This is a genomic window from Novosphingobium sp. B-7, from assembly GCF_000410615.1.
GTDB lineage: Bacteria > Pseudomonadota > Alphaproteobacteria > Sphingomonadales > Sphingomonadaceae > Novosphingobium > Novosphingobium capsulatum.
The window spans coordinates 1-14,127 of record NZ_APCQ01000485.1 but is presented as its reverse complement, the minus strand read 5'-3'; the positions used below and the strand labels follow the sequence as shown (position 1 = coordinate 14,127).

The 14,127-nt window shown below is 60.3% G+C and carries 14 protein-coding genes; 11 read left to right on the top strand and 3 right to left on the bottom strand.

The features are described 5' to 3' along the window. Together H926_RS0105985 and H926_RS0105980 are read right to left on the bottom strand one after the other, a co-directional pair. Positions 1-237, bottom strand: coding sequence for a hypothetical protein (locus H926_RS0105985; RefSeq protein WP_022675504.1), 237 nt, complete (start codon positions 235-237; stop codon positions 1-3). A 303-nt stretch (positions 238-540) separates the two neighbouring features. Then, a complete protein-coding gene (locus tag H926_RS0105980) occupies positions 541-1,839 on the bottom strand; it encodes a DUF5623 domain-containing protein (protein ID WP_022675503.1) in 1,299 nt (432 codons plus the stop codon). A 65-nt stretch (positions 1,840-1,904) separates the two neighbouring features. Here H926_RS0105980 and H926_RS0105975 point away from each other — a divergent pair, with 65 nt between their 5' ends. The 4 genes from H926_RS0105975 to H926_RS0105955 all read left to right on the top strand — a co-directional run bounded on the left by H926_RS0105975 (position 1,905) and on the right by H926_RS0105955 (position 5,040). Further along, the gene (locus tag H926_RS0105975; RefSeq protein ID WP_022675502.1) at positions 1,905-2,195 is read left to right on the top strand and encodes a hypothetical protein; all 291 of its coding nucleotides are present in this window, start codon (positions 1,905-1,907) and stop codon (positions 2,193-2,195) included. A 339-nt stretch (positions 2,196-2,534) separates the two neighbouring features. Then, positions 2,535-3,527 carry a DUF2493 domain-containing protein gene (locus H926_RS0105970; RefSeq protein WP_022675501.1) on the top strand — a complete coding sequence of 331 codons (993 nt, stop codon included), beginning with the start codon at positions 2,535-2,537 and terminating at the stop codon, positions 3,525-3,527. A gap of 248 nt (positions 3,528-3,775) precedes the next feature. Then, positions 3,776-4,342 (top strand): hypothetical protein, encoded by a 567-nt coding sequence (locus tag H926_RS30725; RefSeq protein WP_022675500.1) that lies wholly within the window; start codon positions 3,776-3,778, stop codon positions 4,340-4,342. 443 nt (positions 4,343-4,785) lie between these two features. Further along, entirely contained in the window at positions 4,786-5,040 is a 255-nt protein-coding gene (locus tag H926_RS0105955) for a hypothetical protein (RefSeq protein ID WP_022675498.1), read from the top strand. A 52-nt stretch (positions 5,041-5,092) separates the two neighbouring features. Here H926_RS0105955 and H926_RS0105950 read toward each other — a convergent pair whose 3' ends face one another. Further along, positions 5,093-5,311: a hypothetical protein gene (locus H926_RS0105950; protein ID WP_148291652.1), complete on the bottom strand. Its 219-nt coding sequence runs from the start codon at positions 5,309-5,311 to the stop codon at positions 5,093-5,095. Between the two features lie 543 nt (positions 5,312-5,854). Here H926_RS0105950 and H926_RS0105945 point away from each other — a divergent pair. The 7 genes from H926_RS0105945 (at position 5,855) to H926_RS0105915 (ending at position 13,920) form a co-directional block, all read left to right on the top strand. Further along, positions 5,855-6,145, top strand: a complete 291-nt coding sequence (locus H926_RS0105945) for a hypothetical protein (protein WP_022675496.1) — start codon at positions 5,855-5,857, stop codon at positions 6,143-6,145. Continuing rightward, positions 6,138-8,534: a type IV secretion system DNA-binding domain-containing protein gene (locus H926_RS25890; RefSeq protein WP_022675495.1), complete on the top strand. Its 2,397-nt coding sequence runs from the start codon at positions 6,138-6,140 to the stop codon at positions 8,532-8,534. Before H926_RS0105945 ends, H926_RS25890 begins: the two co-directional genes overlap by 8 nt. Beyond that, positions 8,531-8,815 (top strand): helix-turn-helix domain-containing protein, encoded by a 285-nt coding sequence (locus tag H926_RS25885; protein ID WP_022675494.1) that lies wholly within the window; start codon positions 8,531-8,533, stop codon positions 8,813-8,815. The genes H926_RS25890 and H926_RS25885 overlap by 4 nt, the downstream gene beginning before the upstream one ends. Position 8,816: 1 nt before the next feature. Beyond that, positions 8,817-11,843 (top strand): MobF family relaxase, encoded by a 3,027-nt coding sequence (mobF, locus tag H926_RS0105930; RefSeq protein ID WP_022675493.1) that lies wholly within the window; start codon positions 8,817-8,819, stop codon positions 11,841-11,843. A gap of 400 nt (positions 11,844-12,243) precedes the next feature. Next, the gene (locus H926_RS0105925) at positions 12,244-12,453 is read left to right on the top strand and encodes a hypothetical protein (protein ID WP_022675492.1); all 210 of its coding nucleotides are present in this window, start codon (positions 12,244-12,246) and stop codon (positions 12,451-12,453) included. A 220-nt stretch (positions 12,454-12,673) separates the two neighbouring features. Continuing rightward, positions 12,674-13,606, top strand: a complete 933-nt coding sequence (locus tag H926_RS0105920) for a helix-turn-helix transcriptional regulator (RefSeq protein ID WP_148291650.1) — start codon at positions 12,674-12,676, stop codon at positions 13,604-13,606. An 11-nt stretch (positions 13,607-13,617) separates the two neighbouring features. Beyond that, a complete protein-coding gene (locus H926_RS0105915; RefSeq protein ID WP_022675490.1) occupies positions 13,618-13,920 on the top strand; it encodes a hypothetical protein in 303 nt (100 codons plus the stop codon). Positions 13,921-14,127 lie beyond the last annotated feature (207 nt).

The window sequence follows — 14,127 nt, the reverse complement described above, 5'->3', positions numbered from 1 at the left end:
TCAGGGGGGCGACAGCTGGACACCGGTGGCGTCCAGCTTCGTCCCGCGGTGACCGCAGTTGCAGCGCAAGTGCCGCGCGACGATTTCCAGCTTCATCGGGATGGATTTGGCAAAGCATTGATCTCGTAGTTTGGCTGCCGGAACGATCACAACGCGGTAGCAGCCGAGACATTCTACCTGCGCGTTGAGGCCATGGCGAACCAGATCGGCCACGGTATCCAGACGTTTGCTGCTCATGGTTGGTTAGAACAATATAAGAACATTGGGAGTCAAGGAAGACAGGGGGCGGGCAGGAAAAATACGAGCAGGTGCTTGCCGTCCCCCTGGCCTTCGGCCGGGATCGCGCTCTACTCCGCCAACCGCCCTTGGCGCCGGGACTTCGTCCGGCAGCCAACGACGGTCCGGCTCCACCGAGTCCCTTTCAGGGTCTCGGCCCAGACGGGTGACGATCGCTGACGGGTTGGGTCGCGGCGCGCTTGTCGGCGGCAAATGCCGCCGTCTCGGCACGCGCGGACCCAACCCTGTCTGGCGGCGGCGCTCTCAGGCTTTTCGTCCTACGCCCGATCGCGTGATTTTCAAGGCAGTGTCGATTCTTCCGGTTAGCTTCCGCAGAGGAGCGCATTGCGGATAGGCGCCTTCGAGGAGCCCCTTCAGCTCGATCAGGAGGCTTTCCACACCGCTACGCGAATTGGCACGGCTGAACAGCGGATCGTCTGGAGACATGTCGCCATAATAGAGGTCGATGGGGTCATCCAGGGCGTTGAGTTGTTGATGCGGCACGTCGGCGTAGAGCCAATCGACGAGTACGCGCATGAGCTTGTCGACGCGCCAGTTCACCGCTCCGGGCTTGCTGTTCGATTGCAAGATCGCACGCAGCAAACGTCCTGCTAGCTGATGCTGAACCAGCGTCATGCTGCCATTCGGCTTGCGATCGTATCCGATCATGTCGCGGTGATAGGGGCGCGTTTGCCGGGAGGGACGCGCAACGATGGTGCCCTTTGCCTTTGCACGGCGCTTGTCCTGCGGCGTTGCCGCTTGCGGCGAGATAAAGACGTCGTGATTGGGCATCGATGACCCGGCCCAGTGCTCTGGTGTTTCTGGAGCGGGCAGTGCGTTGATGGTCCTCACCAAGGCATGGAAATCGAAGTCCTCAGTACGCTTGGAAGCGACGAAGAGGGTGCAGCGATACGGAAAGTACAGACCAGGCCAGTCTGCAGCGACGAGATCCCAATCATTTCGCTTTGCCCACGCTGCCCGTTCATCGCTCACCATCGGCCCCGAATAGGGCTCATCGATGAGTATGAACTGTCCGCTGGTCGGCAGCTTCCAATAGCTGGAATGGTCGTTGCCGGGCAATTCCTCATCGAGATCAGCCATGGCGCGGCTAGCTTCGAGGTAGTCGCAAGGACGTAGACCGGTCATTTCCATGAACCGCAGAGCTCGCGCTGCCTTGCACAAGCTGTCGCGAACATACTCGCGTGTTGGCCCGACCATGTCTTTCACGAGATGGTCGGATGCAGCCACGCGCATGGATGCGAGACCGCCGACAAGCTTGAGCTCGGCTTTCGAAACCAGTTCCAAGAGCGGCCGCGATAGGTTGACGGGCAGAGATTCCCGACCCCGCTCGAACGTCTCCTGGTCTTCCCAGTAACCGGTCAGGAATACTTGGAACGACTTGTCGCACATCCTAATGCGCGCGTGCTCGTAGTTCTCAAAACCTGCGCTTTGCGCGGCTGAGTTGAGGGCCTGTCGGTAGGGAATGCCATCTCGCTTTTTGCGCTGGTTCGCGAGGCGTTTGATATTGGCCAGACTGGACGGCCGCACGTTAGCAATCGACATGATTGTTCTCCGCGGCTTGAAATGTAGCGTCGCCCGTCAACCACCAGCACTCAAGCCCGAACAACATGTTGCAAGGGATCGTGAGATATCGCGGCAGTGCTGATCAACAGCTTGGCTTGGAGACGGGCGTCATGCTCCTGCCGGGAGCGCGCTATCTTTTAGACGAACAGGCGAATCGTGACAACAGTCGCTGGGCCGACTTCAAGTTGAAAAGTCCGGCGAAACTGCATCCCTCTCGGGATCATCTCATACGAAGCGCGCAGCCGGTTAGCGCAATCAAGCAGCGCTGGCTGCTCAGGCCGATCGGCTTTGCCACTGCATCCGCGCACAATGGAATGGCGGTGTTCCCGCTGTAACCCCTGCGCAGGGCCGAAGGGGCGGCCCGGCGTGGCGCCGAGGCGCCTGACCGGTCCTGCCTTCGTCTCTTGCTCGGGGGCGGGAACGTCTCTTCCACACACGGGAACACCTGCCGAAACATATCGGTCTCCGGCGCTCGTCAAGGATCGCGGTTCCCCCAATTTTCCACACACGTGCCTGCTGCGCTGCGCTTGCGGCAAGTGCGCAGAAAATCGGCACCCCCACGCCCGCCATGGCGGCGGCGAGCATGGCTCGCCGTCCCTGACTGCACGCCTCCGAACCGATGGGTTGTCGGCCGTTCCCGATGTGGGGACGATTTCAACAATCGGAGGCTACCCATGCAGAAATTCAACAGCTTCGCTGATCTCGCCAATGCGCGCATCGAACTCGCCGACAGCCGTGACGGTATCGTCGAATCCTACGACGGTGCCTTTGTCGAGCACAGCGATCTTGCCAAGCTGAGCATCATCGATGAACCGATCGCAGCTGAAATGCCCGATCCCGACATGGCGCGCCGCGCCGTGGAGATGGCTATCGGAACGATCTTCGATGTCCTCAAAGACACGCGCATGGAGGAGTTCGCGCAGCAACTTGCCTGGGGGATGGTCAACTCGTTTCACATGACCGCCCGTCTGGCCGAGGGGCGCGAAGATGATGCCGCCAAGAAGCTGGGTGAGCTCGCTCGTCACTTTGATCCTTCGGAGATCTACGCCGTGGAACTCGAGGAGACACAAGCGCTCTGCCAGACCCTGCAAGGATGCCGAGAAGCCCTCGAGGCAATGCGGGACCATGCTGCCGACGTCTACCGGGTCGAAACAGGCCGGGTATTCACAGCCACGCGCGGGTCGCAGGTCAGCAAGAATGGTGTGACCGCCTCGCAGGTCCAGGCACAGGATTACCTTGCCGCTCGGGCGAGAGATCGGCGGGCACAGTTCCAGCCCGATGGTCCGCTAGTGATCGTCTCTGGCGGCCAGCAGGACTGGCATGACTTCGAGATGATCTGGGAGATCCTCGATGACATCAAGGCCCGCATCCCAACGATGGTTCTGGGGACGACCGGAATGCGCAAGGGTGTCGATGCCATGGCAAATGCCTGGGCACAGCGGAACGGAGTGCAAACCATCCTCTTCATGCCCGATCGTCGCCACGGCAACCGTGCCCCGTTCTTGCGCAATGAGGACATCGTGAAGCTGGGGCCGGTCGAGGCGATTATCGGTGAAGGTTCCGGCATCCAGTCCAACTTGGCACAGCGCCTCCGCCAGGCGGGAGTGCCGCTTCACATCCGGCGCATCAGTGATCAGCGCAAGCCAGGCTCACGCAGCCTCGCATGAGCGCTTTATGGAAGGCTCCGGCTCTGACCGGGGCCTTCCATTCTTCTTTCGTGCGAGCACGGGCTCAGGGGGCATCGAACCCCCCTTGCCCGTCATGGAGGAAGCCCGCTGGTGCCTGATGCTAAGCGCTGATTGGAACATGCAAAGGGGCGGCCCGAGATCGGTGGGAATGGCCCCGCTCAGTATCCGGTCCTCACCCCTAAAGAGGAGGGGGAAAGCAAGATGGCGAGCAGCAGCAGGAGGCAAAGATGCTCGTCACTTTCAGGGTCAAGGACAAGACAACTCGGCTCCATTCTGAACCTGCGGAAATCTCCGCGCTCGAGCTCGCAAGTTTGATGCGGCGGCTGCACGCGGGCCATGCCGACATCGAAACCGAGAGCCACGAATTCTCGGCTGCACCGCTCAACTTCGAAGTCAACGCGAACTCTCTTTCCCTCGCAAGCTTTGCCGCCTGCTTTGACTGGCGAGCCGAGGTAATTGCGATTGTCGAGGAGGCGCAGTTTCTTGGGCGAACGCTGCGTGTCCACTGCCCCGGCGGACCCTCCCCGATCACCATCATGGTCTCCGAGTATATCGCCCTTGCGCGCGACATCCTGCTGCCATCAGAACTTGCCGCCAAGGTCGTGCGGGCACTGGGGCAGGGCGATGGTTCAGAGGGGGAAATCCCGCTGGATGCGCTACGTGCCCTGCTTAGCGATCAGCATACCGCTGAGGCCTTTCGAATTGCCCAGATCGAGACCGTCTTCGAAAGCCTGTCGGTCCTTGCATACACCGATTGCGGCGAACAGTTTCCAACAATGGAATGGGCGTCCTGAGCGCGTTCTCAGGTGAAGCACTGCTCATCCGCTGAATGGCAATCTTGCTCCCGTCTCTGAATACACAGCGCTAACCAGTTTCAGGTCGATCGACGAACAGCCTCCCGTTCGTTCGGCAAGGGGAAAGGGTGCCCGGCCTCAAGCCGTGGTGCCCTTTTCTCATGCCATGGGACTAGCGCTCTGCGCGAGGGTGGCAACGCTCCCAAGGCGCGGTGTAAATCCGACTTCAGCCTCATGCCAATGGCCCGTCCACCACCATCGCCATGAGCACTCCGGACATGCCCGGGTCAACCACAAACAGGCCGACCGGGATGTCCGCAAGCGGACTTCCGCACCACTCGACCAGTTTGCGGTCAAGCCTCCGCTTCGCTCCGGTGACCCGAGCACATCCGGAGCGCTGCTTCATGGCATGGCGGACGAGCCGCCAATGACAGGAGGCAACGATGTGCTACACCGCAGAAGCCTATGAAGCTGACACCGCCACGATCCGTCAGATCGATACCGACATCATCGCACTCGATGAGAAGATCATGCAGGCAGAACGGCGCTCCTATCACACCTTCTTCGATGTGCACGTGGTCCGGGTCGGAGACGGCTCATATCTGCTGATCGAGGAAGGGGACTATGGTGAGCTTCCGCTGCATCTGATCGACGACATCGTCTACACCGCAGCCGGGAAGATGGACGACGAATACTGAGCCTCACGGGTGCGGCAATCCGCACCCAAACGCCCCTGTTCTTACGCCCGTCTCACGCCAGCTTTGCCAGAGCATCAACCGCTGCTTTGGGCTTCACTTTCACGGCGAGCTCGAGGAGCTGGATTGCACGATCCTGCCCCACCTTTCGCACCAGCCTGGCCAGCTGCTTTTCCGCCTCTTCCTGTTCGAGTTCCGCGAGCTTCTTCTTCCGCTCTGCCAGCTCCTTTTCAGCGGCTTCCAAAGCAGCGCGCTCGCGTTCAACCTTTGACACCATAAGGCCTATTCCTCGCGTCTCGTTTGACTGGCAGATGATAGTCATCTGTGGGGTCAAATCGAGACGTTTTTTTGTCTGATGCTTCTGCGCCCTCGTGGACAATCGTGATGACACCCCGCAACTGAGGCTTCGAGACGGGCACTGCCGATCGTCGTCGATGCAGTGCAGTCTCCGCTATCGGGTGACGCTGGCCTTTGGCCTGGCTTCCTTCCGGAATGCCACCTCCGACATGCGACTCCCCCCAAACCTTTGATCTCAGCACATAGCCGCCAAGTCCCTCAGAAAGCACACCGAACACGGTTTGACCGTAAGGCGTTTCGGAACGACTCTCGTGTAATTGCAGGAGTTTAGGCGGAAATTAGCAACCCTGGGGAGCGGTGAAACATGTTTCGGGCACCGACGGGCAAAGTCTAAAGGTCGTGAAATCAGACATATAGCGCCGCAATATGTTTCGGATCGCAAAGCGCTTTTCATGGCGTTTCGGCTACGGTATAAGAACTGCTGCGGTATCCAAGCCATGCATAACCTTGTGAGGTTTGCATGGGTAAAGTCTTCAAAGGCATCGGCATCGGTCTGTCCGAGGAGGTGCTGCGTGAGCTGGATGCATTTGCCACCAGCAAGGGTGTTTCGCGGGCTGAAGCGATCCGGGCTTCGATTGCCGTTGGCCTCCCCCTCCTCAACCTTGGCATCGCGCTCAATGCCGAACGCGCTCTGACGATCCTCGAGCATACTCAGCTCGCGCTGTCGCTTCTGGTTGAACGGCAATACCCCGAGGACGTCAACGAGCTCATCGATATGGCTCTGCGCAACGTGCGTGAATACCATGCGTGAGGACATCCGTTTCAGCAAGAAAGCCGTCACGCTAACTCACGACTCCGCGCGCGGAAAAGTGAAGCGAAATGCCGGCAATTTCACTCGCGGTTCGCAGCTGTTTCACCATCAGATTCTGATGACCTGGGCAGGGGTGCGTATCCCTCTTTACACATGGGCCGGGACAACGCTCTGTCTGCTGTCCCTGCTCGTTGCGATCACCTTCAAGGACCATGAGGTGAACCTTGTTCTGATGCGGGTCCTTGCGGAGTTCTGGAACTGGGTCGGACTGAACCCCATGAAGTCCGTCAACCTGACCCTCCCGTCGGGCGATATGGTGCAGGGCCGGATGCATATGGTGCCCTTTCATCCCGCCGTGATGGCGGCATGGGGAAAGGCCATTCAGGTGACCGTCTCAGCCATGCTGGGATCGGTCTTCATTTGCGTGCCGCTGACGATCTGGTTCTTTGACTACTCGCGACGCCGCGGGTCAGAGATTCTCACCGAGCGCCATGAGCGCGGTGCGGTCAAGGTCGAGCGTGATGTGCTCATTGCGGCGATCAAGCAGTACAACTGGAACGAGCACCAGAAGGAATGCCTTGCCCGGGTTCCGGCAGAGGATCCCGATGCAGTTCTTAAGGAGAGCCTCAAGAGCCGCACTCGCCGCGGACTTCACCAACCCTACAGGCTGGCTGGTGTCCCGTTCCCTTGGCGCCTCGAGCAGAGCCACGCGATGTTCATCGGCACCACTGGCGCAGGCAAGACAACCGAGCTCAAGAAAATCGTCACACAGGCGCGGGCGCGGGGCCACCGCTGTGTCATCTTCGACCTCACCGGGACCTTCGTCGAGAGCTTCTACGACGAGACCACAGACTTCATTCTCAATCCGATGGATCAGCGTTGCCAGCCATGGTCGATCTTCAACGATTGCGAAAACTATGCCGAGTTCATGAGTGCGGCCAGCGCGCTGGTGCCAAGCGGACGCAATGCGGACGATGATTTCTGGCAGAAATCGGCTCGCACAATCTTTGTCGAGATGTGCATGAAGATGATCAAGCTCGGCATCCGCTCGAACGGCGGGCTTGCCTACTTCCTGATGCACGCCGACCTCAAGACAATCAGCCGCTATCTCGAAGGAACGATCGCGGCGCCGTTGATGTCGCCATCAGCCGCAAAGATGGCTGAAGCCATCCGGGCAACCTTCAATGCGAACGCCAACGTGTTCCGCTTCCTGCCCGAGCCACCGAAGGGCAGACCCGGCTTCTCCATCAACAAGTGGATGACCGAGGATGTGAAGGAAGGATCGATCCTTTTCATCACCTCGACCCACCCAGACCTTGTGCTCAATCGGCCGCTGCTGACCTTGTGGATGGACATTGCCGTCAACGCCCTGTTTCGTATGGGTCGGACCCGCAATCTGCGCACGTGGTTTCTCATTGACGAAGTCCATGCGCTCCATCGTCTGCCCGCCATCGAGAATGGCCTTCAGACCGCCAGAGGGGTCGGCGGCGCCTTTATTCTGGGAATGCATTCCTTCGGTGCCTTGCAGGACACTTACGGGGAGAATGGCGCGACGCATCTCACGTCTCTCGCTGGCACCAAGCTGATCCTTAAACTGGCCGATCCGGCCACTGCCCAGCGCTGCTCGGAATTTATTGGCCGGCGCGAGGTCAGGCAGATGGATGAGGCCTATTCCTACGGGTACAACAGCAACCGGGACGCTTCGACGATCACCCCGCGCACCCAGGTGGCCGAACTCGTCTTCCCGGACGACATTTCCAACCTTCCGTCGATGCACGGCTTTGTGAAGTTCCCGGACGGATTTCCGGCAGCCCGGATCGAGCTCAGTTGGAAAGACTACAAGGCGCGCGCGCCCGGCTTCGTGCGTGTCACGGATATGCGCGCGGCAGACTATGTTCCAACGCCCGAGGAAGCCGCAGAGATGCTGATGAGGGCAGGTGAGGAGAGCGGTCCGGACAGGCAGCCGCAGCGGTCTGAAAAGCCCGTCGATGCGGAGCGCACCGATGCCGAGCAGGAAGCGGAAAGGCTGCGCGAGGAGATCGAGCGATCGGTCGAACGAACCGTCGAAGAGGCTGAACGAGTTTTGCGCGAACAGCGCAAGGAGGAAGAGAGCGCTGGGCCACCGACGCGCGATCACGACCCCCACAGCGCCTTCAAGTTCAGCAAGTCTGGCGAGAAGGACAGACGCGAGAAGCAGCAATTCGCTTTGAAGGATGTCGAGGAGCGTTCCGCTCGGGCGCAGAATCGCACCGATCAGCAGCGCGACAAGGATGCGCGGGACGCGGGCCAGGAGAGCGAGGTCCAGCGTGAAAACATTCATGGCTTCGGCGCCGAGGACAAGCGCCGCGCAGAGCCTTCGATTGATGACGATCAGGAGCCGGAACGATGACGGTTCACGCCACTTTCCGGAAGCCGGCACCGGCATTCTGCGTTGCCTTCGGCCTGCGACTTCGCACGCTGCGAACGGCGCTTTCCAAGACGCAGGGCGAGTTCGCCTCGGACCTTGGAATCGCGGTGAAGACGGTCAAGAATTATGAAGGCGGTCACAGGGATCCGCCAGCCACTCTCGTCGCGCTTGTCTGCATCAAATTCACTGTCGATCCAGCCTGGCTTCTGCTGGGCGATGCCGCTCGTCCGATGTTCCAGTCAACGCCTCGGGAAGGGGCCTGACATGCTCTCGGTCGCATCAGTGGGATCGGCAGGAGGCGCAGCCAACTATTTCGCCAAGGATGACTACTATGTTGGCGATGGCCCGGCTGAGCTCAGCGAGTGGGGCGGGAAGGGTGCCGAGGCTCTCGGGCTCAAGGGGCAGGTCTCGAAGGACGACTTCGAGAAGCTGCTCGACGGCAAGCTTCCCGACGGGAGCATCGTCAATACCAATGCCAACCGCCGCGCCGGGATCGACCTGACTTTCTCGATGCCGAAGTCGGCTAGTCTGATGATCCAGTTGGGGGGCGACAAGCGCGTTCTGGAGGCGCAAGCCAGTGCGGTCAAATCTGTCATGGCCTATCTGGAAAAGCACTTCGCAGAAGCGCGGGACTATTCCCGGAATGGCAATGGCGAACCGGTCAGGACCGGCAACCTCGTCTACGCGCTCTTCCAGCACGATACGAGCCGCAAACTCGACCCGCAGAACCACACCCATGCCGTGATAGCCGCGATGACGCAGGACAAGGCGGGCAAGTGGAAGGCGCTCTGGAACGGCGAAATCTGGAAGAACAATTCGGTCCTAGGCTCAATCTATAACGCGGCCCTGCGCAGCAACCTCGAGAAGCTGGGATACCAGACAGAGATTACCGGCAAGCACGGCCAGTTCGAGATCAAGGGTGTGCCGCGCGATGTCATCGATGCCTTCAGCCAGAGGCGTCAGGACATTCTGGCAACTGCGGAGAGGTTGGGTCGCAGTCCGACCGAAACCGAAGCGATGCGCGAGATCACCAAGCGGACCCGCGATCCCAAGCTCAATCCCGACGACAAGCAGGCGCTCAAGGCAGAATGGGCGCGGCGCGCGGAAGGTCTTGGTTTCGACGCCAAGGCCCTTGCCGAACAGGCTATGTCGCGCTCGCAGCTGTCGGCCGAAGCCAAGCTTGGCACCGCCGAGCGCGTGCGCGAGGCGATCAACGACATTCGCGCGAATGCCCGAATCTATACGCGTCCGGCTGACGAACTCACGACTAATGGCCTGGCGCGGACCCTGCTGACCCCAACACAGCTGCGCACTGAGATGGCAACCGCTTCGGCCATCCGCATGATTGGCGAGCGGGAAACCTCGTGGACGCGAGCCGAGCTCGTGAAAAGCGCGCTCGACCTTGGTCTCAAGGGCGTGACCGCCGAAGGTGTCGAAGCCCGAATGCAGCAGCTCGTTGAGAGTGGCCAGGTGCTCGCAGGCAAAAGCACCCGGATCGATGGCGTACCTGATCGGTATACCACGCCCGAACACCGGATGATCGAGCGCTCGACACTCGACAACGTGGCGCGAGGGAAGGGGGCCAGTCTAGGCATGATTGCGATGGGCGAGGCCCCGGCACGCCTGCGAGAGGCTGCCGGCGACAAGCCACTCAAAGCCGAGCAGATCGCCGCGGGCACCTTGGCGCTCGGGAGTGACGACCGCACGGTGGTGATCCAGGGGGTCGCGGGCGCCGGCAAGACGACTCTCATTTCCGCCATCGCCAGCGTCTCCCATCAGGAGGGCAGGGAGGTGATCGGCCTTGCCTTTGCCAACAAGATGGTAAGCGACCTCCGGAACGATACCCAGCTTCGCGGCCGCGGCGGCGAAGTGCTGCAAGCGGGGATCGCAGCGCAGACGGTCTCATCCTTCATCAATCAGCACTTGCGCGGCGCACTCCATGGGTCAGGGCCGCAGTTCGAGGCATCGCGCAACGCGGTCGCAGGCAAGGTTCTCATCCTTGATGAAGCCTCGCTCGTTGCCAACAAGCCGATGAATGACCTTCTCACCATCGCCAACCGGCTTGGCGCCGAGAAAGTCATCATGGTGGGCGACAAGGCGCAGCTGCTCTCGATCGAGGCGGGCAAAGCGTTTGCGCTCATCCAGGCCAACAATCCGGCCATGGCCCGGCTCGATACCAGCCTGCGCCAGCGGACCCCCCACATGCAGGAAGCCGCTGGCCTTGCGAGGGCTGGCCAGTTCAGGGAGAGCTTTGCCTCGCTTGGCGAGCGCGTGATCGAGGCGGGGCATGATCATCTTCGGGTCACGGCGCAAACCTGGCTGGCGCTGTCGCCGGAAGATCGGGCGCGCACCGCGATATACTCTGCAGGGCGCGATGCACGCGGCGCGCTCAACCGGATGGTGCAGGAGGGGCTGAAAGCCGAAGGCGCGCTGAAGGGCGAGGGCATGCAGCTGACGACACTGCTACCGGCCCACGCGACACGCGAAGAGCTGCGCTATGCGAGCACCTACGACAAGGGCCAGGTTCTCGAGGTCATGCGTGCCAACGCTCCGGGGGGGCTGGCGTGCGGGCGCTATGACGTTGAAGGCACCGATGGTCGGGGGAGGGTGGTGCTACGCGATGCACAGGGCAAGCTGAAGCGCTTCGACCCTTCCAGCATCGACCCGGCTGACAAGCGCGATGCCCTGCGACTTTCAGAGAAGCACCGGGAGACGATCTACGAAGGTGACAAGGTCCGCTGGAACGAAAAGGACACCGCTCGCGGCCTGATGAAGTCCGAAGAGGCCCGGATTCTGATGATCAAGGACGGGGTCGTGATGGTCGAGAACCGCCAAGGCGACACCATCGAGCTCAAGCAGAACGACCGGATGCTCGAGCGCATGGGTCTCGCCTATGCGCTGAACATGCATCAGGCGCAGGGCGATACCCGCGACATGGCGATCGGCGAGATGCACTCGGCCGCTCGCAACCTTTCCAACCAGCGCCTTGCACTTGTGATGATGACCCGCGTGCGTGACGACATCACGATCGTCACCAACGACAAGGACCGTCTGCTCAGTCAGATCGAGCGCAACCCCGGCGACAAGACCAGCGCGCTTGAGACCCTTGGCGAGAAGCAGGTCGATGAGGGCAAGGGGAAGCGCACGTCCGCTGAATTCAGCCCGAAGATCCCCGAACACCTGCGCGCCGGTGGCGACAGCCTCGCGCCGCTTCCCAATGTGGCAAGGGACAGCCTGCGGTCAGTACCTCAGATCGACCTGCCCGAACGCAGCATCGAACGCAGCCGATAGGAGAAGAGTCATGCTACGACGAGATCCAGCGATGTCCGGTGCGGAATCAGGTTCTGCAAGTGAGCCAATTTCTCTCGTTTCGCATCCGGTAACGGAAGGGTTCACCAAGGCAACAGGGGTTGGTGCTCCCGGCGTCGCTGAGCCGGTTGGGGTCCAGCCTGGCCCTTTCCCCGGACCGGAATGGGTTGCGCTCGGTTTGGCCATCCTGGCCTCAGTGGTTGCCGGATCGCTTTCGGCTGCGTGCGCAACAGTCTTCCGGAAAACAGCGCAGCTGCACCCTTCACGGGTCAGTGCTCGCCAATCAGCCACTACCCGATCGACCAAGCCCCAGAGGCAATCGGCATGATCCTGCGCATCCAATCTTCCAGACTGTCAATCACCACATCAAGGAGAGCATGAAATGGCATTCGATTACGAAGATGCCGGAACCTTCGGCAGCGAGCGCGAGGCGAAAGACTGGGCGCTGCGCAACAAGATTGATCTGCGCGATCTCCACATCCGCAATGCCGGCGGTCAGCGGGTCGAGGTGGGTATTCGCAAGAGCGCCTACGACCAGCGCGAAGACTATGACAACCGGTACGGGCAGAGGCGGGACGGCTTCTGGCGGTGAAAGTTTGGCGTGATGTGACCGACTGACGCCTGATGAGCCATTGGATCAATCGCGGAAGAGATATGATCACCCAATAGATCAAGAAGCCAATCTTTTGGCTCATTGCGTGATCCATCTGCAGGCTGACTCGGGGGCGGTAACCCTGCTTTCCGCAAAAATGAGGCATAGATGATTGTTGTTATGGCGTCGGAATGGCTCATTATTGAGGCAGGAGGACGTTATGAGCACCATCAACCCGGATAAATTGATCTTCCTGCGTAAGGAAGCTGGACTGACCGCCGAAGCATTGGCCGATGCGGCCCACGTCGGCCGCGCTACCATCACCCGAATTGAAAACGGGAAAGCAGGCGCCACCCGAACCGAGACGGCCAAAAGACTGGCAAGCACTCTGAAGTGCCAGCCTGTAGACCTTTTCACACCTCCCGAGCGTGATCAGGCGCGCAGCCTGCTCAATGATCGTGCGCCCCTCGACCTCAGCATCTCGAGCGCAGCGCAGAATGCCCTGGAGCTTGTCGCCATGCGCTACAATGAGACCCGCGAAACGATCCTCGAACTGGCGCCGCTGCTGTTCGACCTTGTCGCGCGCGAGAGCCTCCTCGAACGCAGCAATCGGCTCGCGGAACTCAGCGCCCGGCGTGACGCCGTTGGTGAAATGAGCCACCATTTCTCGCACTTGGGCGGCAGGTTTTTGCACGACTGCGAGGCGGAAGAAGTAGAGACCCAGGAGGAGATCTCGATCCGCAAGCGGGATCTTCGCGCCTCCTATGTCCTCGAGAGTACCATGATCGAGGATGCCTTCGTGCCGCAGGATTTTGACGAGGAATGCGACAACCCCTTCGTGGACCATCTGAAGCGGCGCATGGAGAAGGTGCGGCAGGATGGCGACGACGCACCTTCGCTCGACGTGTGGCCAGTATGGCGCAGCCCGAGTTACGACGTTGGAAATGGGGAGGCATTGGTCCTCGCGCAGGGCGATATAGAACTGGCGAGGTCGATCTTGACAGGTGCTGTCCAACTAGCTCGGCTACCGAAAAACCTGCGCGGTGCAGATGCCGCGGAGGCAAGATTGGGCTGGATGCGTGAGCAAAAAGCTCTGCACGATGAGAAGATTGCAGAGCTCCTCGGTGATCTCCTTATCGATGCAACCGAATAAGGAGGGGCGCCATGAACAGGAATCCATTTGGCGCGGGCTCTCTCACCGGTCGCGGCGCGGCTCAGTCGACCCGGCACGGCCAGCTACGACAGACTGAGCGCTGTGTCCCGCAGTTCATCATCGATGCGCTGATCGACTTTGGCGAGGAGCGGTTTCTCGGAGGCGAATGCAGATCATACAGCTTCACCAAAGCAACCTGGAAAAAATACGCCTGCTATATGGGACCAGCAATCGCAGGCCTTGAGCGCTACCGGAGCGTCTACCTCGTCGTGGCAGGGGACAATTCGATGATCACAGTGGCCTGGCGGCATTGATTCCTTTGAAATGACCGACACGTGCGATTTAAGTGTGCTCGTGAGGTCTCGGTGCAGCTCAGCACTACACATAGAAGTCGAAGAGCATGATGAGACGCCCTTGAACGTTATGCCTAAGGCCAAGTTTGGCTTAAAATGAAAAGGGCCGTAATTCCAAAAATAGAGACTTCGATTTGATAATTTACATTATGTTAATAGCGATACCGC

Coding starts and splice junctions, on each gene's coding strand:
- H926_RS0105970 (WP_022675501.1), top strand. CDS start 2,535: ATGCAGAAATTCAACAGCTTCGCTGATCTCGCCAATGCGCGCATCGAA.
- H926_RS30725 (WP_022675500.1), top strand. CDS start 3,776: ATGCTCGTCACTTTCAGGGTCAAGGACAAGACAACTCGGCTCCATTCT.
- mobF (WP_022675493.1), top strand. CDS start 8,817: ATGCTCTCGGTCGCATCAGTGGGATCGGCAGGAGGCGCAGCCAACTAT.
- H926_RS0105980 (WP_022675503.1), bottom strand. CDS start 1,839: ATGTCGATTGCTAACGTGCGGCCGTCCAGTCTGGCCAATATCAAACGC.
- H926_RS0105985 (WP_022675504.1), bottom strand. CDS start 237: ATGAGCAGCAAACGTCTGGATACCGTGGCCGATCTGGTTCGCCATGGC.
- H926_RS0105915 (WP_022675490.1), top strand. CDS start 13,618: ATGAACAGGAATCCATTTGGCGCGGGCTCTCTCACCGGTCGCGGCGCG.
- H926_RS0105975 (WP_022675502.1), top strand. CDS start 1,905: ATGTTGCAAGGGATCGTGAGATATCGCGGCAGTGCTGATCAACAGCTT.
- H926_RS0105925 (WP_022675492.1), top strand. CDS start 12,244: ATGGCATTCGATTACGAAGATGCCGGAACCTTCGGCAGCGAGCGCGAG.
- H926_RS25885 (WP_022675494.1), top strand. CDS start 8,531: ATGACGGTTCACGCCACTTTCCGGAAGCCGGCACCGGCATTCTGCGTT.
- H926_RS25890 (WP_022675495.1), top strand. CDS start 6,138: ATGCGTGAGGACATCCGTTTCAGCAAGAAAGCCGTCACGCTAACTCAC.
- H926_RS0105920 (WP_148291650.1), top strand. CDS start 12,674: ATGAGCACCATCAACCCGGATAAATTGATCTTCCTGCGTAAGGAAGCT.
- H926_RS0105945 (WP_022675496.1), top strand. CDS start 5,855: ATGGGTAAAGTCTTCAAAGGCATCGGCATCGGTCTGTCCGAGGAGGTG.
- H926_RS0105955 (WP_022675498.1), top strand. CDS start 4,786: ATGTGCTACACCGCAGAAGCCTATGAAGCTGACACCGCCACGATCCGT.